Origin of the sequence: Streptomyces mutabilis (genome assembly GCF_014649815.1) — a bacterium.
GTDB lineage: Bacteria > Actinomycetota > Actinomycetes > Streptomycetales > Streptomycetaceae > Streptomyces > Streptomyces mutabilis.
In genome coordinates this window covers 381,350-399,303 of record NZ_BMTT01000005.1, presented here as the reverse complement: position 1 = coordinate 399,303, position 17,954 = coordinate 381,350, and the positions used below count along the sequence as shown (strand labels likewise).

14 protein-coding genes are annotated in these 17,954 nt (G+C 67.5%); 9 read left to right on the top strand and 5 right to left on the bottom strand.

All coding sequences use genetic code 11. The features are described from left to right. Positions 1-511: 511 nt before the first annotated feature. Genes IE142_RS14710 through IE142_RS14700 form a run of 3 tightly spaced genes read left to right on the top strand, consistent with a single transcriptional unit; the run spans position 512 to position 2,499 of the window. A complete protein-coding gene (locus IE142_RS14710) occupies positions 512-748 on the top strand; it encodes a hypothetical protein (RefSeq protein ID WP_191886160.1) in 237 nt (78 codons plus the stop codon). Between the two features lie 36 nt (positions 749-784). Beyond that, positions 785-1,870 carry an S-(hydroxymethyl)mycothiol dehydrogenase gene (locus IE142_RS14705; protein WP_191886159.1) on the top strand — a complete coding sequence of 362 codons (1,086 nt, stop codon included), beginning with the start codon at positions 785-787 and terminating at the stop codon, positions 1,868-1,870. Further along, positions 1,870-2,499 (top strand): MBL fold metallo-hydrolase, encoded by a 630-nt coding sequence (locus IE142_RS14700; RefSeq protein ID WP_191886158.1) that lies wholly within the window; start codon positions 1,870-1,872, stop codon positions 2,497-2,499. Before IE142_RS14705 ends, IE142_RS14700 begins: the two co-directional genes overlap by 1 nt. A gap of 661 nt (positions 2,500-3,160) precedes the next feature. Here IE142_RS14700 and pepN read toward each other — a convergent pair. The 5 genes from pepN to pqqB are packed head-to-tail and all read right to left on the bottom strand — an operon-like array spanning position 3,161 to position 8,677. Then, entirely contained in the window at positions 3,161-5,689 is a 2,529-nt protein-coding gene (pepN, locus tag IE142_RS14695) for an aminopeptidase N (RefSeq protein WP_229830489.1), read from the bottom strand. Positions 5,690-5,713: 24 nt separating this feature from the next. Then, positions 5,714-6,838, bottom strand: a complete 1,125-nt coding sequence (gene pqqE, locus IE142_RS14690; protein ID WP_229830485.1) for a pyrroloquinoline quinone biosynthesis protein PqqE — start codon at positions 6,836-6,838, stop codon at positions 5,714-5,716. Then, entirely contained in the window at positions 6,835-7,110 is a 276-nt protein-coding gene (pqqD, locus tag IE142_RS14685; RefSeq protein ID WP_191886156.1) for a pyrroloquinoline quinone biosynthesis peptide chaperone PqqD, read from the bottom strand. The genes pqqE and pqqD overlap by 4 nt, the downstream gene beginning before the upstream one ends. After that, complete coding sequence (gene pqqC, locus IE142_RS14680) at positions 7,110-7,805, bottom strand: pyrroloquinoline-quinone synthase PqqC (RefSeq protein WP_191886155.1); 696 nt, start codon at positions 7,803-7,805, stop codon at positions 7,110-7,112. Before pqqC ends, pqqD begins: the two co-directional genes overlap by 1 nt. After that, the gene (gene pqqB / locus IE142_RS14675) at positions 7,802-8,677 is read right to left on the bottom strand and encodes a pyrroloquinoline quinone biosynthesis protein PqqB (protein WP_229830484.1); all 876 of its coding nucleotides are present in this window, start codon (positions 8,675-8,677) and stop codon (positions 7,802-7,804) included. The genes pqqC and pqqB overlap by 4 nt, the downstream gene beginning before the upstream one ends. A gap of 863 nt (positions 8,678-9,540) precedes the next feature. Between pqqB and hxlA the strand changes: the two genes are divergently transcribed. The 6 genes from hxlA (at position 9,541) to IE142_RS14645 (ending at position 17,118) form a co-directional block, all read left to right on the top strand. Next, positions 9,541-10,170 carry a 3-hexulose-6-phosphate synthase gene (gene hxlA / locus IE142_RS14670; RefSeq protein WP_191886146.1) on the top strand — a complete coding sequence of 210 codons (630 nt, stop codon included), beginning with the start codon at positions 9,541-9,543 and terminating at the stop codon, positions 10,168-10,170. 285 nt (positions 10,171-10,455) lie between these two features. After that, the gene (gene tkt / locus IE142_RS14665; protein WP_191886153.1) at positions 10,456-12,588 is read left to right on the top strand and encodes a transketolase; all 2,133 of its coding nucleotides are present in this window, start codon (positions 10,456-10,458) and stop codon (positions 12,586-12,588) included. Positions 12,589-13,054: 466 nt separating this feature from the next. Beyond that, complete coding sequence (hxlB, locus tag IE142_RS14660; protein WP_191886152.1) at positions 13,055-13,642, top strand: 6-phospho-3-hexuloisomerase; 588 nt, start codon at positions 13,055-13,057, stop codon at positions 13,640-13,642. Between the two features lie 158 nt (positions 13,643-13,800). After that, positions 13,801-14,781, top strand: coding sequence for a class II fructose-bisphosphatase (gene glpX / locus IE142_RS14655; RefSeq protein WP_191886199.1), 981 nt, complete (start codon positions 13,801-13,803; stop codon positions 14,779-14,781). A gap of 197 nt (positions 14,782-14,978) precedes the next feature. Beyond that, positions 14,979-16,358: an ATP-dependent 6-phosphofructokinase gene (locus IE142_RS14650; protein WP_191886151.1), complete on the top strand. Its 1,380-nt coding sequence runs from the start codon at positions 14,979-14,981 to the stop codon at positions 16,356-16,358. Positions 16,359-16,515: 157 nt separating this feature from the next. Further along, positions 16,516-17,118, top strand: a complete 603-nt coding sequence (locus IE142_RS14645) for a nitroreductase family protein (protein ID WP_191886150.1) — start codon at positions 16,516-16,518, stop codon at positions 17,116-17,118. Positions 17,119-17,954: the final 836 nt, after the last annotated feature.

Genomic DNA, 17,954 nt, shown 5'->3' with positions numbered 1-17,954 from the left:
CGGAGGTGAATGTGTGGTCAATCCTTTGGCCACGAACGCGCGCCGTGCGCGTATGAACGGTGTCCACTTGGTTACCTACGGACCGTAAGCCCTTGTTCAGCGTGGGCCACTGCTGGACGGGGGCGGCCGTGCCGTGCCGGCATCGACGGGGCGTTCGGTCCCGCGCCAGCGGGCGGGTTGACGGTGTGTCGTGTGAGGCGGTTCGCCGCCGGGTGGTCGTGTGAGCCCGGTGGTGACCTGCAGCCGGCGGCCTCTGTCGGGCGCGGTCGGGCGGGACGGGTAGATGCGGATGCCCCGGGGCCACGGGCCGCGGTCGGGCCATGGGTGCGGCCCGCCACCGCCGGTCCCCCGCCCGCGTCTTCAGTCATTGGACGTCGCCGTGCCTGGCTGTCACTCGGGTTTGCTCGGGTTCTGCAGCGAAGCACGCCCGCGTCCAATACTGTGAGTACAGTGCGGTTACGCGGGCACTTGAATGCGTCGCTTCCTACGGGGTCCTGAGCACCCTCGCCCCATGCCCGCAGGCACTCGGAAACCCACGCGCGCCGCGTGGCGCGCTATGTCATCGCGGATTGCGACGAAGGGGCTGTCGTTCGAGCAGGAGGCGGTCCGGGTGGACCGCGTCCTCGGTCCTGAGGAAATCGTCGCCGCCGGCCGTGATGCGGAGTGCCTGGCATTGGCCCACGCCGCGCAGTGGCACGTGGGACATCGGGTGCTGCTCAACGGCAACCCCACGGTCGTCCTCCGCTGACCGTACCGACCAACACGCGAAAGAGGAGACTCCGACATGACTCACGAGGTGCGCGGCGTCGTCGCCAGGAGCAAGGAGGCGCCGGTGTCGCTGGAGACGATTCTGGTTCCCGATCCCGGTCCCGGTGAGGCACTGGTGAGGGTCCAGGCCTGCGGTGTGTGCCACACCGACCTGCACTACCGAGAGGGCGGGATCAACGACGCCTTTCCCTTCCTGCTGGGCCACGAGGCGGCCGGTGTCGTGGAGGCCGTCGGCGAGGGCGTCGACGAGGTGGCTCCCGGCGATTACGTCATCCTCAACTGGCGCGCCGTGTGCGGCCAGTGCCGCGCCTGCAAGCGCGGACGCCCGCAGTACTGCTTCGACACCCACAACGCGCAGCAGAAGATGACCCTTGCGGACGGCACCGAGCTGGAGCCGGCGCTGGGCATCGGCGCCTTCGCGGAGAAGACCCTGGTCGCCGCCGGCCAGTGCACCAAGGTAGATCCGAGCGCCGCGCCGGCGGCCGCCGGCCTGCTCGGCTGTGGCGTGATGGCCGGCCTCGGGGCGGCGATCAACACCGGCAACGTCGGCCGCGGCGACTCCGTCGCCGTCATCGGTTGCGGCGGCGTCGGCAACGCGGCCATCGCCGGGGCGCGCCTCGCCGGCGCCGCGGACATCATTGCGGTCGACGTGGAGGACAGGAAGCTGAACTGGGCCAAGGACTTCGGCGCCACCCATACCGTCAACTCCCGCCAGTGCGATCCCGTCGAGGCCATCAGGGAGCTGACCGGCGGCTTCGGCGCAGATGTCGTCATCGACGCCGTCGGCCGCCCGCAGACTTACGAGCAGGCCTTCTACGCCCGCGACCTGGCCGGCACCGTCGTCCTCGTCGGCGTGCCGACTCCGGAGATGAAGCTGGAGCTGCCGCTGCTGGACGTCTTCGGACGCGGGGGCGCGCTGAAGTCCTCCTGGTACGGCGACTGCCTGCCCTCCCGCGACTTCCCCATGCTTATCGACCTCTACCGGCAGGGCCGGCTCGACCTGGACGCCTTTGTCACCGAGACCATCACGTTGGACGAGGTGGAGAAGGCGTTCGAGAGAATGCACGACGGCGACGTGCTGCGCTCGGTGGTGGTGCTGTGATGACCGCACGCATCGAACGCCTCGTCACTTCCGGCACCTTCAGTCTCGACGGCGGATCCTGGGACGTCGACAACAACGTGTGGATCATCGGTGACGACGACGAGGTCCTGGTCATCGACCCTGCCCACGACGCCGAGGCCGTCCGCAAGGCCATCGGCGACCGCCGGGTGACCGCCATCATCGCCACCCACGGCCACAACGACCACGTCAACGCCGCCCCGGCCCTCGCCGACCTCACCGGCGCCCCGGTCCACCTCCACCCGCAGGACGAGGTGCTGTGGCGCATGACCCATCCCGGCCGCCCCGCCGACCGCCCCCTGGCCGACGGCGACGTGTTCGAGCTGGCCGGTACCGCTGTCACGGTCATCCACACTCCCGGTCACGCGCCCGGCGCCGTCTGCCTGTATGCGCCCGCGCTGCGCGCCCTCTTCTCCGGCGACACCCTCTTCCAGGGCGGCCCGGGAGCCACGGGCCGCTCCTACAGCGACTACGACACGATTCTGGCCTCCATCCAGGACCGGCTGTTGCCGCTGCCGGGGGAGACCGTCGTCCATACGGGTCATGGCGACACCACCACACTCGCCGCGGAGGCGCCCCGCCTGAGGGAGCTGCTCGCCAAGGGCTCGTGACCGAGCGCCTCCTCTGTCCGGGCGGGCCCGCCCGCGTGCAAGGCCCGTACGAAGGTGTCTCACGTGGCGAGCCGCGGACTTTGCAGCAGGGCGGGTGCGGCGGCGAGGCCAGGCGTGATGGGTGTGTGGCCGGCCGGCGGGCCCGTCCGGGCAGGGGCCCGGCCAGTAGAGCAGGAGGTGACACCGTGACGCAGCGGCGCTGTCGCTGTTCGTGAGCTCGGCGTCGCCTGCCGGGACAACTCCCTTCTGGCTGTTGCGGGGGCGGGCAGTCGGCACTCCGGGCGGGTGCCGTCGTCGACGGTGGCGTACGGGCAGGAGCGCTTCTCCGGTCCGCTCCGGCCGAGCGGCTCGGTGGACCTGACGGCGCCCTGCAGCTGGTGGCGGGTTGCCGCTTCTCGTTACTCTTTTCGGCCACGTCGGCCGTCGTGGTGTGCGGAGCGCTGGGGTCGTCTGCGCGGCCGTCCAAGGCTTTGTGCTTCGTAGCCGCCGGGTGCAGAAGCGCTGGCGGCCGATGCCGTAGCAACAGGTGGTGGCGATGTTGCCGCTCACGTCTTGCGCGTGACGCAGCCCCGGCAGCCGCGGGCGGGCGTGTCCTGCGAGTGCGCGTGCGCGGGGGTTCCTCAGGGACGGCAGACCCACCTGTCAGCGGCGTCCGTCGGTTTCAGACCCAGCCGGTCCCGTGCGCCGCGTCGCAGGCTCGTGCCGCTTGCATGATGAGGAGCTCGGCTCGCTCTTCTCTGACAGCCTTCAGCACGTTCGCGGAGAGTGCTCCGTTGCCCAACAGGTCGTCCGTGCCCGCCAGCACGCTCTGCTCGGCGTGGGTGTAGCGGGGATAGAGGGCGCGAGCAAACGCCAACGCGAACTCGGGCTCGGCGGTTCCTGCCATGCTCTCCAACGCCGCCAAGTAGCGTGCTGCGTAAGGAGTGAGCAAGGCCTCCTGTCCCGGCTGCCGCAGCCCGGCCATGACGGCTTTCCGGTCCGCAAGCGAAAGGCTGCCGCTGAACAGCCGCGTCCACGCTTCTTCTTTGGCGGCGCGGGTGGGACGTGCGGCCTTGGCCCTCAACGCGTTTCGACGGCCGCTGTCCCCCGGATCGGCTTCCATCGCGACGTCGAGGAGCCCGTGGATGTCGCCTCCCGTCGAAGCGAGGCGGAGCAATCCCCGCCAGCGCAGATCACTAGCCACCTCCAGTCCCGCCCAGGGGGACCGGCCACACACGATGTCGCTCAGCAGACCGTGGCCGTCGGCCTGGGCGACGCCCACGAGGGCGTGGGCAAGGACCAGTTGGCGGTCGGTACCCGCGTCGGCGCCGTCCAACTGCTCCCGCACGTGGCGCGCCGCAACCTGGAGCATGCGGCAACTGCTGACCGGGTCCCCGTAGACCTGCACCGCCTGCACGGCCCGTTCCAAGAGCACGCGCAGGATGCCGGCATCGTTCTCCAGCACTCCATGCGCGAGAACCGCCGATGCGTAGCTCCGCGCGGGCAAGTGCGCGTCGAGCACGTCGTCCCACAACGCTCCCCAGACGACTGCTCGCGCTCGTCGATCACCGAGTGTGGACAGGCTGCGCAGGGCCGTCCGTCGAGATCGTGGGTCCAGCCTGACCTTGACATGACTGACCGCATCGTCGTTGGGCACCAGCAGGTCCGGGCTCGCACCGGACAGGGCGAGTTCACCTTCACCCCTGCGGGGACTGAGCGACACGTGCGCGCGTTGCCGCAGCACCAGCTTGGCATCGTGGTCGTCGAACACAGCGATCCGCAGATTCAGGTGGCGCGGCGGAACATCGGGATCGGGACACTGCACCACCCGGTGGCCGCCCGCCTGGCGCACCACCTCGACCGTGTTGACACCACGGCGCAGCAGCCATTCGTCCACCCACCGGTCCACATCTGCGTTCGACGCCTGCCGTAGCGCCGCCACAAAGTCGTCGAGGCCGGCGTTTCCCCACGCATGCGTCCGAAGATATGTCCGTACACCGGCGATGAAAGATTCCCAGCCCGAGCGCTCAGCGAGGTCGTGCAGCACCGCTGCGCCTCTCAGGTAGACGATCGGGCCGAGGTTCGACCGCGCAGCATCGGTGTCGGCTGTTTCGACCCGGATGGCGTGGCTGGTGGGCAACTGGTCGGCATGTCGCGCCGCTGGCAGGGCGTGGTGTGCGAAGGCGGTCCAGCCTTCCCCGTAGCGCGTTGCTTCGCCCTGTGCGACGACCGCCATCATCGTCGCGAAGGCCTCGTTCAGCCACAGGTCGTCCCACCAGCGCATCGTCACGTAGTCGCCGAACCACATGTGCGCCATCTCGTGCAGCAAGACGTCGGCTCGTCTTCGCCGCGTGTCCTCAGTGACACGATGCCGGAACAACAGTTGCTCGTTGAGTGTCACACAGCCGGGGTGTTCCATTCCTCCGAACGCGTACTCGGGTGCGAAGACGTGGTCGTACTTGCTGAAGGGGTACGGAAGGTCGAACAACTCGCTGTAGTAGTCGAGGCCACGGCTGATGACATCGAAGATCTCGGGTGCTTCGCAGGAGAGCTCTTCGAAGAGCGAGTTCCGCGCGTACAGCGCCAGCGGCACTCCTGCGTGACTGGAGGTCAGCCGCCGGAACGGGCCGGCGGCGAAGGCCACCAAGTAGGGCGGCAGCGGTGGCGTGCGTCCGAAGCGCCACGTCGAACGCTTCTCGCCTGCGGGCGCCCGTAGCTCCTCGTGGTCGGTGTTGGCAACCACGACCCAATGGGTGTCAGCGGTGACGGTCAGGTCGACCGTTGCCTTCAGATCGGGCTGGTCGAAGCAGGCGTACACCGTGTGCGCCGCAAAGGGTTCGAACTTGGTGTGCACGTAGACCTGTCCGTCAAGCGGGTCGCAGAAGCGGTGCAGCCCCTCGCCCGTTCGCGAATAGGGAGCGGAACCGACCACTCGCACCGTGTTCTCACCGGGTCGCAGGTTCAGCCGGACGCGTGTCCCGTCCTGCGCGTCCGGCCCAAGCGCACGGCCATTGCATTCGACCGACTCGGCCTCCCCCGCGAAGTCGAGGAAGATGAAGGCATCCCCCGACCGGGACTGGAAGCGAGCCACGGTAGTCGTAGCGAACGTCCGATCGCCTGCGGTCAGGTCGAGGTCCACCGCGTAGTGGACGTCGGAGATTTCGGCCGAACGCGCTGCTGCCTCTTCCTTCGTCAGCACGGTCCTGGGCACGAGACGACTGTCGCGTGGCATACGTCAGTTACCGCGCGCCGACCCGTGCGGGCGGCGGTAGACGAGCTCCTCGCGGACTGTTTCGGCCTCTGCCGTCCCATCCGCCTGATTGGCGCGAACGAGGACGTCGTGCACCAAGTGGTGGTCCGGTGAGTGCATGCAAACCGGATCGGTGCGCGCCGGGTCGCCGGTCAGGGCGAAGGCCTGGCACCGGCATCCGCCGAAATCCATCTCCTTGCGGGGGCAGCTACGGCAAGGATCAGCCATCCACTCAGTTCCCCGGAATGCCTCGAACGCGTCGGACTTCGCCCAGATCCACGCGAGGTCGTGGTCGCGAACCGAGGGGAAGTTCATCGTCGTGATCTCCGCAGCCACTGGACACGGATACGCGGTGCCGTCGGGTGCGACGGTCAGTGCGGTCTGCGCCCATCCGCCCATGCACGGCTTCGGATAGGGCTCGTAGTAGTCAGGGAGGATCCAGAGGAGTTCCATGTCCTTGCCCAGTTCGGCCTTCCGGCGTTTGTAGACGCCGACGGCCTCCTCCAGCTGAGCCTTGGCCGGCAGCAGCAGGTCGCGGTTGCGAAGAGCCCAGCCGTAGTACTGGGTGTTGGCGAGCTCCAGCCGCTCGGCGCCCCACGACACACAGACGTCGATGATCGCGTCCAGACGAGGCAGGTTCATCCGGTGCAGAACCACATTCATGTTCAACGGCAGTCCGGCCTCGCGGATGATGCGCGCGGCTTCCTCCTTCTTGTCGAATCGCTTGCTCGCTGCCACCAGGTTCGTCGACTCAGCGGCGTCGCCCTGAATGCTCAGCTGTGCACTGTTGAGCCCCGCCGAAACGAGCGACCGCGCGCGGCTCTCCGTGAGCCCGAGCCCGCTGGTGATCAGGTTCGTGTACAGGCCGAGACGACGGCACTCGGCGACCAGCTTCTCCAGGTCACCGCGGACAAGGGGTTCACCGCCCGAGAAGTGCACCTGTACGACCCCGAGGCCGGCTGCGTCGCGGATCACCCGCAACCAGTCCTCGGTCGCGAGCTCGTCGTGCCGATCGAGCAACGCCAGCGGGTTCGAGCAATAGACGCAGTGCAACGGGCACTGGTGCGTGACTTCGGCCAGCAGGGCGTACGGATGCGGCATACCGTTCATGTGACCACCACCCAGCCCCGTCCACGCGCGTCATGAAGGAAGGTCATCACGTCGTTCGTGAGATCGGCGGCCTCGAAATCTTTCTCCAGCTGGGTGACCACCTGCCGCACGGTTCGGCTGCCGTCGCACAACCCCAAGATCGCTGCCCCGGACTTGTTCAGGAGGACGACCCTCTCCGGCAGCAGGAGCAACTCCACGTCCCGGACACTGTCGTGCCTGAGCATCGCCTTGGTCGCCAACCGGGGGACGGCCGTCAGATCGGATTCGTCCATCACGGCTTCTTGCTGTACGCGAGTTCCACGGAGTCAAGCAGGCTCCAGAGGACGTCACACTTGAACTCCAGCGCTCGTACGCACGCGTCCTGCTGCTCCCTGGACTCGGCGTGGTTGATCACCAGGTCGAGCAGATGCGCGATGTCCTTGGGCTGCTGGGTGAGTCGCGCACGGAAGTACTCCAGACCTTCCGGTGCGATCCACGGGTAGTGCTGCTGGACGTCGGCGATCCTGCGGCTGAGCAGACCCGGCGCGAACAGTTCGGTCAGGGCCGACGCCACGGCCTCCAGCCACGGCCTCCGGTGGCAGAAGTCCACGTAGGCGTCCACGGCGAACCGTACTCCGGGCAGCACCGAGTCGCCGTCGAACAGTTCACGACGGGTCAATCCGACAGCTTCGCCGAGGCGAACCCAGTTTTCGATGCCGCCTTCGTCTCCCGTTCGCCCGTCATGATCGATGATGCGTTGAATCCACTGGCGCCTGTCCTCCCGACCGGGGAGCTTGGTCAGGATAAAAGCGTCCTTCACCGGCAGGTTCACCTGGTAATAGAAGCGATTCCGCACCCAACCTCGGAACTCTTCCTCGGTCAGCAAGCCCGCGTGCATTCGCTCGTTGAACGGGTGCAGATGGTGGTACCGCTTTTCTCCGATCGACCGCAGCTGCGCTTCGAATTCCTCAGCAGACCAAGCGTTCATATTTCCACCTCCAAGCCGGCTCGACCAACCTCGATACCCAAGTCCGTCAGCCAACGCCGCTCCTTGGACTCCTCGTTGAGAACAGGGTTCGTGTTGTTGATGTGGGTGTAGATCTTCCGCTTCGCGGGAAGTGCAGCCAGAGCGCGGGCGGAACCGTCGTCGCCGCTGATGGGCATGTGCCCCATGGAGCGTCCGGTGCGGCTGCCTGCCCCCTGGCAGGACATTTCGTCGTCCGTCCAGAACGTGCCGTCCAGGAAGACGCAATCAGCCGACGCAACCTGCTCGGTGAACTTCTCGTCCCACCGGGGCAGCGTCGGCGCGTACACCAGCGTCCCGCCAGTCACCCTGTCCTCCAGGCGGAAGCCCACCTCCCACTCCGACTCGCGCTGCCCTGGACCGCCTACGTAGCGGGGCGGTTTGGAGCCGGTCAGGAAGGCAGTCGCGGTCAACCGGTCGTCGAGGTCCATCGGCTTGCCGATCTCGACGGCAGACCAGGAGAAGTCCGCGTAGTCGCTCAGCAGCTGCCGGACCGGGAACCGCCGGGTCAGCGCGTCCAGCACGGGGCGCGTCCCGTACACCGTCAGGGACGACCCCTCACGCAGCATCAGCAAGCCGATCGTATGGTCGAACTCCGCGTCCGTCAGCAGCACACCGGCAACTGGCGTCGTCCTGATGCCCGGACCCGGATGCAAAGAGGGATCTGCCGCTATTTGATGATGGACATCCGGCGTAGCATTCAACAGGAGCCACTGCTCGCCGTCTCCGGAAACCGCAATCCCTGCGTGTGTCGTTGCGACCTCGGGCTTTGCGCGGGCCTCTCGGCACCCTGCGCAAGCACAGTTCCACTGCGGATATCCTCCGCCGGCCGCCACTCCGAGGCAATGAATAAACACGATGTGAAAACAGTCCGTTTATCGGCGACGCGAGTGGTCATCGGTTTCAGAGTGCGCCCCTGCCTCCGGAAAAACAGGCTTCTCCCGCCCCATTGCGTCCTCCTTGAGTTCAGCCATTCATGTGGTCGTCCAGCAACAGGCCTCGTTACCCGCCGAGGGCGTGGTCCGGGCGGCTATCGGCTATAGTCGGCCGGGACTCACCTTTGCTTTTCACAGCTTATTCGTCCTCGCCCGGCAGACAACCGACTGTGAACGAACGGCGCCGGACGACCGACGAACGGCTGCTGTGCCGCCACGAGCGGGCCGGCTTCGAACACTGAGCGTCCCGACCCCGTGCGAGAGCACGGCCGTCGACTGGCTCGGGGACGGCCTCCTCGGCGCGTGCGACCGTCTGATCGACGGGCGGGAGGGGGATCGCTCCGCGAACGCCGACGCCACCGAGCGCCGACGGCCGGCATGAGGCAGGCACCTTGTCCGTGACGCTTCGTGACCTGTGCCCGACACGGAGGGCACGCGGTCGCGGCACGGAGCCGACGAGCAGGGGCGGTGGCGGAAGCCGTCACCGACGCCTCCATGTGCTCTGTGATCAGGTCCCGTTCGGCCCGATATGCAATCCAGCCGGCGAACTCCCCACGGCGGCGGGTGGCTATTTGTTGTGCGCATCACGGGATTGTGATTTTGCATGCCGTTAAGTGTTGCCGCGTTTTACGTGGTGGGCAATTGTGAGGGAGGCCGGTGACCGGCCCGGTCCTCGGTAGCGGGTGCGCGGATGCCCCCGCCCTCCGCCCGAGTGCTCCCGACGACGTGTGCGCAGCACCGTCTCCACCGATGAGGAGAACGTTATGCAGTTGCAGGTTGCGCTGGATGTACTCGACCTTCCCTCGGCGCTGACCCTGGCGAATCAGGTGTCCGAGCACGTCGACATCCTCGAACTGGGAACGCCCCTGGTGAAGTCCGTCGGCATCAGCGCGGTAAGCGCGATCAAGGCCGCGCACCCCGACAAGCTGGTGTTCGCCGACCTCAAGACGGCCGACGCCGGCGAACTGGAAGCCACTCTCGCCTTCGAAGCGGGAGCGGACCTCATCACCGTGATGGGCGCGGCCGACGACGACACCGTACGAGGAGCGGTCGCGGCCGGCCGCAAGTACGGCAAGAGCGTCGTCGCCGACATGATCGCCGTGGTGGACGGCCGGGTCGACCGGATCCGCGAAGTGGCGAAGCTGGGCGTGACCTTCGTCGAGATCCACGCCGGCCTCGACGAACAGGCCCGGCCCGGATACACCATCGACACCCTCCTCCACGACGGCCGCCGGGCCGGCGTCCCCTTCTCCATCGCCGGCGGCGTCCGCGCCGACACCATCGCCTCCGTCCGGGAAGCCGGAGCCACCGTAGCCGTCGCCGGAGGAGCCATCTACAACGCAACAGACCCGGCCGCAGCCGCCTACGAACTCAAAAAGCGCGCAACCGCCTGACCGGACCCGCCCGAACACCACTTCCCATTCCATGCGATTCCGATGACCGGAATGCGCCGAGTGGGTCTCGAACCAGATCGTGACCTCGGTCCTCGGCGCGCTGTCTGCGGCGGAGTCGAGTCGGTGCCTGCGACGCTCGGGCGGTCTTCGGTCCGCTTGAGCGCTTCCCAGGGCCTTGCCCGCCCTTTGCCAGATCGATCCGGAAATGGCGGCTGGCGGCCTACATGACGGGTTTTCCTCTGTACGAATTCGAGATGAACCGAGATTATCCAGGAGTGCGCGTCCATGGCAGCAATCGAATCGATCTCCCGTGACAACGCGATCGAATCAACTGACGACGTTGTTCGCTTGACGACCAAGCGACTCCCCGAAGACTGGACCGAGTTGGACCAGCGCGCGGTCGACACCGCCCGTGTGCTGGCCGCTGACGCGGTCGAGCACTGCGGGAGCGGACATCCCGGCACGGCTATGAGCCTGGCGCCCGTCGCCTACGCGCTGTTCCAGCGGGTCATGCGGCATGACCCCAACGACGCACAGTGGATGGGGCGCGACCGGTTCGTGCTCTCAGCCGGCCATTCGAGCCTCACCCTGTACATTCAGCTGTTCCTGTCCGGCTACGGCCTGGAGCTCGACGACCTGAAGGCCTTGCGCACATGGGGTTCGCTGACCCCTGGTCACCCCGAGTACGGGCACACCGTGGGCGTGGAGACCACCACCGGCCCGCTTGGCCAGGGGCTGGCCAACGCGGTCGGTATGGCCATGGCTGCCCGCCGCGAGCGTGGCCTGCTGGACCCGGACGCCGAGCAGGGCAGGAGCGTGTTCGACCATCAGATCTACGTGATCGCCTCGGACGGCGACATCGAGGAGGGCGTCACCTCCGAGGCTTCGTCGCTGGCCGGAACCCAGCAGCTTGGCAACCTCACGGTGATCTACGACAGCAACGAGATCTCCATCGAGGACGACACCCGCATCGCGCTGTCCGAGGACACCGCCAAGCGCTACGAGGCCTATGGCTGGCACGTCCTCACGGTCTACGGCGGCGAGGACGTGGCAGGGTTCCTGGACGCCGTTGAGCAGGCCAGGGCCGAGACCACTCGCCCGACTCTGATCGTGCTGCGCACCGTGATCGGCTACCCGGCACCGACCAAGATGAATTCCGGCAAGGTGCACGGTGCCGCGCTGGGCGCCGAGGAACTCGCCGCGCTCAAGCGCGCCGTCGGCTTCGACCCGGAGCGCAGTTTCCAGGTGGAAGCCGGGGTCCTGGCCCATGCCCGCGAGGTGGCCGAGCGCGGGAGGGCCGCCCACGAGAAGTGGCAACTCGAGTTCGATGCCTGGGCGAAGGAGAACCCTGAGCGCAAGGCGTTGCTGGACCGGATCAGCACGCGCGAGCTGCCCTTCGGCTGGGCCGACGACCTGCCCGCCTGGGAGACCGACGGCCAGAAGATCGCCACCCGCAAGGCTTCGGCCGCGGTACTGGCCAAGCTCGGCGAGGTGCTGCCCGAGCTCTGGGGCGGGTCGGCGGACCTCGCCGAGAGCAACAACACCACGATCAAGGGTGCGGACTCCTTCGGACCGGCCGAGATCTCCACCCACGCCTGGAAGGCGCACCCCTACGGTCGCACGCTGCACTTCGGCATCCGCGAGCACGCGATGGGTTCGATCCTCAACGGCATCGCGCTGCACGGCGGAACTCGCCCGTACGGCGGCACCTTCCTCGTCTTCAGCGACTACATGCGCCCCGCGGTACGTCTGGCCGCGCTGATGCAGCTGCCGGTCACCTACGTGTGGACACACGACTCGATCGGTCTCGGTGAGGACGGCCCGACCCACCAGCCCGTCGAGCACTTGGCCTCGCTGCGCGCCATACCCGGAATGTCGGTGGTGCGCCCCGCCGACGCGAACGAGACCGCGCACGCGTGGAGAGCCGTACTGGAGGACACCAGCGGCCCTGCCGGGCTGGCGCTCACCCGACAGGACGTGCCGACGCTGAAGGGCACCTCCGCGGAGGGGGTGGCCCGCGGCGGCTACGTACTCGCCGAGGCGTCCTCGGGCAGCCCCGAGGTGGTGCTCGTCGGCACGGGTTCCGAGGTCCAGCTGGCCGTGGAGGCCAGGAAGATCCTCGAGTCCGAAGGGGTTGCCACCCGAGTGGTGTCGATGCCCTGCGTGGAGTGGTTCGACCGGCAGGACGGGTCCTACCGGGAGCAGGTGCTGCCCCCGTCGGTGCGTGCCCGGGTTGCCGTTGAAGCGGGTTCGGCGCAGCCGTGGCACCGGATCGTCGGGGATGCGGGCGAGATCGTGTCGTTGGATCGGTTCGGTGCTTCGGCGGACTACAAGACCCTGTTCAGCCAGTTCGGCATCACCACCGAGGCCGTGGTCGAAGCGGCACGACGAAGCGTGCGGTCCGTGCGCCCGAGTTGATGCCCGTCCGCAGCCGGCAGGAGGTGTCCCTGATCAGTCCGCCACCTGTTCGACGAGGCTGACGGGAATCTCCTGAACGGCGGTTGCTCCAGCGGCCCCGGCCGGAAGCCGGGGCCGCTTCCTCTTCCCGGCCTGCTCCCGCCACGAGTACAGGCTCTTGTGTGGCAATTATGTCGACCGTCATTCGTTGTCCCAATTACAGGATATTGTTTCTCAATGCCGTACGTCTTGCCAATCGGCGCGGAGATGAACAATTATTTCACGCAAGTAGCCTGTTCCCCCGCACTCTGACCCACGGCCTTCTGCTGAAGCAGAAACTGTGTCTGTGGCGAAGGTGCGGCGTGTCCTGGAAGATCCGCGCGATGGCTGTCCTGACCGCAACGGACGAGGATCCTTGCCCAGGATCCGGATTCGTGGCAGTGAAAGTGAACATTGCCATACGCCCAGCATTCGGAGGAAGATCTCGTTGACGCAGTCAATACCGCAGCAACTTGAAGCCGGCCATTTCGTGGACGCAACGCGTGCTGTTGTCGCAGAGGTGGAAAAGGTGCGTGCAGGGGTGCAATCCACCTCCTGGATCCGTGCCGGCGAACTGCTGCTCAAGGCGCCGAAAGTGTTCACCCTCGGTACCGGGCGGAGCGGGCTCGCCCTGCAGATGGCCGCGATGCGGTTCATGCACCTCGGGCTCCCCACCCACGTCGTCGGTGAGACGACTGCTCCGGCGATCGGCTCGGGCGACGTCCTGGTGGCGGCATCGGGCTCGGGGTCGACCGCCCGGGTGGTGCGGGCAGCTCAGACTGCTCGTGACCAGGGCGCGGACGTGATCGCGCTGACCACGGCGGCCGGCTCGGCGCTGGCTGAAGCCGCAACCGAAATACTCGTCATCCCGGCGGCGGACAAGCAGGACTTCGACGGCACTGCCTCCGTCCAGTACGCCGGCAGCCTGTTCGAGCAATCTGTCCTGCTGATCACCGACGCGCTGTTTCACACGCTGTGGAAGACCAGCGGGACGCGGGCCAGCGAGCTGTGGCGCCTTCACGCGAATCTCGAGTAGCCAGTACGCGCTCTTGAGGCCGGCGCTGGAGGAACGGCGTGATTCCCGATCGGCTCACGGAACGAAGGCACGGCGATGCATCGAGCTGGTCACACGGCGTGTACCGATCGATCGCGACCCCTCTGTCCCGCATCCGCACACGAGAATGGGAGCCCGATATGCAGTGTCAGAGTGAGGTCGCGCCGCGGACCGGCGCCGATATCCATACTTTGGAGGCGGTGGCACTGGCGGCTACCCGCAGTGCTGCAGTGGCCAGCTACGCCTGGGTAGGCCGGCACGATCAGCAAGCCGCCGATGCAGCGGCGACGTCGGCCATGCGCAAGGCATTGGCCGACGCGCCTGGGCGAGGAACAGTGGTTATCGGGGAGGGAGAGAAGGACGATGCCCCGATGCTGTTCAACGGTGAAGTCGTAGGCAATGGCCAGGGCCCCGACTTCGACATCGCCGTCGATCCCCTTGAGGGAACCTCGTTCTGCGCGAAGGACCTGCCCGGTGCCCTGGCTACGATCGCGTTCGGCGAGCCTGGAACCCTGTGGTCACCTGGTCCCGGCTTCTACATGGACAAGATAGTGGTGCCCCCCGGGGCGAGGGACGTCATCGATCTGAGCGACCCTCCCGAGCGCACCTTGGTCAAGGTCGCCGAGGCTCTCGGCAAGAAGGTCGGCGAACTCCGCGTTGTCATCATGGACAAGCCGCGGCACAAGGAGCTGATCGCCCGGGTGCTGCGGGCGGGCGCGGCCGTGCAGACGCCGGCAGGAGGCGATGTCGGGGGGAGTCTGGCGGTGCTCCTGCCGACGCTCGACGTCGACCTGCTCCTCGGAGTCGGCGGCACGCCGGAGGGAGTGATGACCGCCGCAGCGGTCCGTGCCCTGGGCGGCGGCATGGTGGGCCGCTTGGCCCCTCAGCGTGACGAGGAGGCGGACGCCATCCGCGCAGCGGGCATGTCCCTCGACCGCATCTACAACTGCGACGAGCTCGTGGCCGGCGACGCCTTCTTCGTTGCCACTGGTGTCAGTGGAGGATCCCTTGTCGGACGTCCACGGGAATGTGATGGCACGACGATCGCCGAGTCCCTCCTGATCTCCAGGGGCCAGGTTCGCCACATAACGCACACCACCTTCGAATCATTTCCGGGATAGGGTGCGCCGCGACTTCCGATTCTCCGTGGCGTCCATGTCCGAGCGGACACTTTTTGCGGCAGCTGCAAAAAAGGCCCTGCCGGTGCTCGTCACCGCTGTTCAGCGACGTGAGGGGGTGGGGCAACACAGAAGCCGACACCGCACCATGGCAGAAAGTTCAGCTGCCGCACACATACCATCACGATTTAGGAGATTCGGTGACGTTGCACCTGGACGACCTTCGCGTGCGCCGCCTCGGCGAGTGCCGTTACGATTCGCCGTTCGCCGAGATGCTCTCCACCAGACAGACCTCTCCGCATTACGTTGCGGAGGGTGACCGTGTCCTGCTCGAAGACACCGTCTCGATGCTTTCCGGGCACAGCCTCCCTCCCGGCCGGGTTCCGAGTTTCGAAGCAGCCGGGCCTCGCCGGAAGATCTATTTCGATCCCGCGGACGTGACCGCCGGCATCGTCACTTGCGGGGGGCTGTGTCCAGGTCTCAACAATGTCATCCGCGGCATCGTCCAAGAACTCGCTGTGCATTACAAAGTCAAGCAGATTCTTGGATTCCGGAACGGCCTGCAGGGGCTGACGGCCGCACACCGCGATGACACCGTCGAACTGACGCCTGAACGAGTACGTGATATCCATAACGCCGGCGGCACCATTCTGGGCAGCTCGCGCGGCGGCCAAGATGCCGACGAAATGGTCGACAGCCTCGTCATGCGGGGCGTCGACATCCTGTTCGTCATCGGTGGCGACGGGGGGATGCACGCCGCGACGTTCCTCAGCAGGGCGATCAGGGGACGCGGTCTTGACATTGCTGTCATCGGGGTACCGAAGACGATCGACAACGACCTGCCCTTCACTGATCAGTCGTTCGGGTTCCAGAGCGCGTTCGCGCGGGCCACCGACTTCATATCCTCGGTTTCCGTCGAGGCTGCAGCCAGCCCGAACGGCGTCGGGATCGTGAAGCTGATGGGCCGGCACTCCGGATTCATCGCCAGCTACGCCGCGTTGGCCGCCAACGCCGCGGACATCGTCCTGATCCCCGAGATTCCCTTCGCCCTCGGGGGAGATGACGGACTGCTGGCTCACGTCGAGCGGCTCGTGCGGTCCAAGGGCTTCGTGGTGATCGTCCTCGCCGAGGGGGCAGGCCAAGACCTCTTCGAGAAGCACGGCCTGCCCCAGTACAACGGTCGCGGAACCGACGCCTCGGGCAACGTCAGACTCGGAAACATCGGGGAGCTGCTCAAAGAGTGCATCACGGCCCACCTGACTGCGGTCGGCCTTGCCCCGGCGATGCGCTACATCGACCCGAGTTACGCGATCCGCAGCATCGCCGCCAACGCTTATGACAGTGTTTACTGCCTGCGTCTGGCCCATGCCGCGGTGCACGCCGCCATGGCGGGTCGTACTGAAGCCGCTGTCGCGCGCTGGCGGCGACGCTTCGTGCATGTCCCGCTGTCACTGATGATCAGCCGTCGTAACCAGGTTGACCCGGACGGTGACCTGTGGATGTCCGTGCTCGAAACCACCTGCCAACCGGCCGGATTCGGTTCGGTTCCGGACCGGGGTGAGCTGAACCGCGTTCCGTGAGATCCCGGAGATCGTCGTCCAGGCGGTGCGCAGATCTCCGTCCCGGCTCCGCAGTGATCGCTTTCGTGCTCGGCGGGCCGTACGCAGTCGAGGGCCGAGGGGAGCCGCCCACCCTCCCTGTGCACGCGCCCACGCACCCTGAAGAAGGGCAGTACGCATGTCACGTCGCACCGCGAACACGGCCGTGTCCGTCCACCCCCTTCTCGCCGAACGCTGGAGCCCGCGCTCGTTCGACGCGACCCGCACGATCACCGAAGAAGAGCTGATGTCATTGCTGGAGGCAGCCCGGTGGGCACCCTCCGCCCACAACTCACAGCCGTGGCGCTTCCTGGTCGGGCAGCGAGGCGACACGACGTACCGGCGCATCCTCGCCACCCTCGTGCCCGGCAACCGACTGTGGGCAGGAAACAGCTCACTGCTGGTCGCGGCGGTTGCGGCGGAGCGCCCCGAGAACGGCACACGGCACGCCGGCGCCGCATACGACACCGGGCTGGCGGTGGCCCAACTGTCCCTGCAAGCCCGCGCCCTGGGGCTGCACACCCACCAGATGGGCGGCTTCGACCCCGAGCGGCTGCGCACGTCGCTGGGCGTTCCGGACGGCTACCGGCCTGTCTCCATCACGGCGACAGGAGCCCTGGCCGCGCCGGAACTCCTCCCACAGGAACTGCGGGACCGCGAGACCGCCGCCCGTGAGCGGCGCCCTTCGGCGGAGACCTTCTTCGCGGAACGCTGGGGAAATCCGCTCCCCCTCGCGCCCTGAACCAACACCGCGGTCCCCGTCGAGACCAGGTGACACACATCAGGCATTCAGCAGCCCTGCGGCGGCCCGGGGCGTGGTGCAGCCGACGGGGGCGGGTCAGGCCAGCGCTGGACCATGCCGCCGCTCAGTCGTTCTCGCTCGGTCCCGAGGCCGAGCGCCTTCACCGGCGCACCCTCGCGACGCGGGCGAGGCGGGGCGGGGCGGGGCATGAAGGATCGCGGCGTGGATCGCGCCGTGGATCGCGGACGGCCACCACGAGGGATCGCCGTGTTCTTGTTCGTTCCCTGTCGCCCGGGGCTGTGCGGGGCGGCTGCCTGCGCGCCGCGGTCGGCCACGGCGGGGCCTTCTTGACGCTTGGCTCACCTGCCGTGGCCGACCATCCGCGGCAGGTGCAGCAGCATGGTGCACCGCCTCGTGCGTTCCACGAGCGCGCCGGCCGCGGACCGGCCGGCACCCGTGACCAGGTCGTCCTCCCGAGTCGTGAGACCGCCCGTTCCTCGGCCCCCGGCAGGCCGAGCGCTGGTCGACACCGCGAACGTGACGCCCGGTTGGCCGCCTGCGGGAGCGTGCGCTGGCGCGCGGCCGGCAGGCGCACGCCCGGTTCGCAGGCAGGCGGCCGGCTCACGCCCCTTGCGATTCCACGAGACCGCCCGCCGACGTTCCTGTCGTCGGTGCCTGTCCGCCCTGTCCCCTGGCGCCTGAGGCTCGCTCACCGTGCGCGTCCCGGAGTCGGGCCTGTCCAACCGGGTCCGGCCTGTCCGCACCCGTGCAGAGGCGCATTGGCTGTCAGCTTTGAGGGTGTCGGGCGCCGTGCAGCCGGCTCCGCGGCCTGCGCC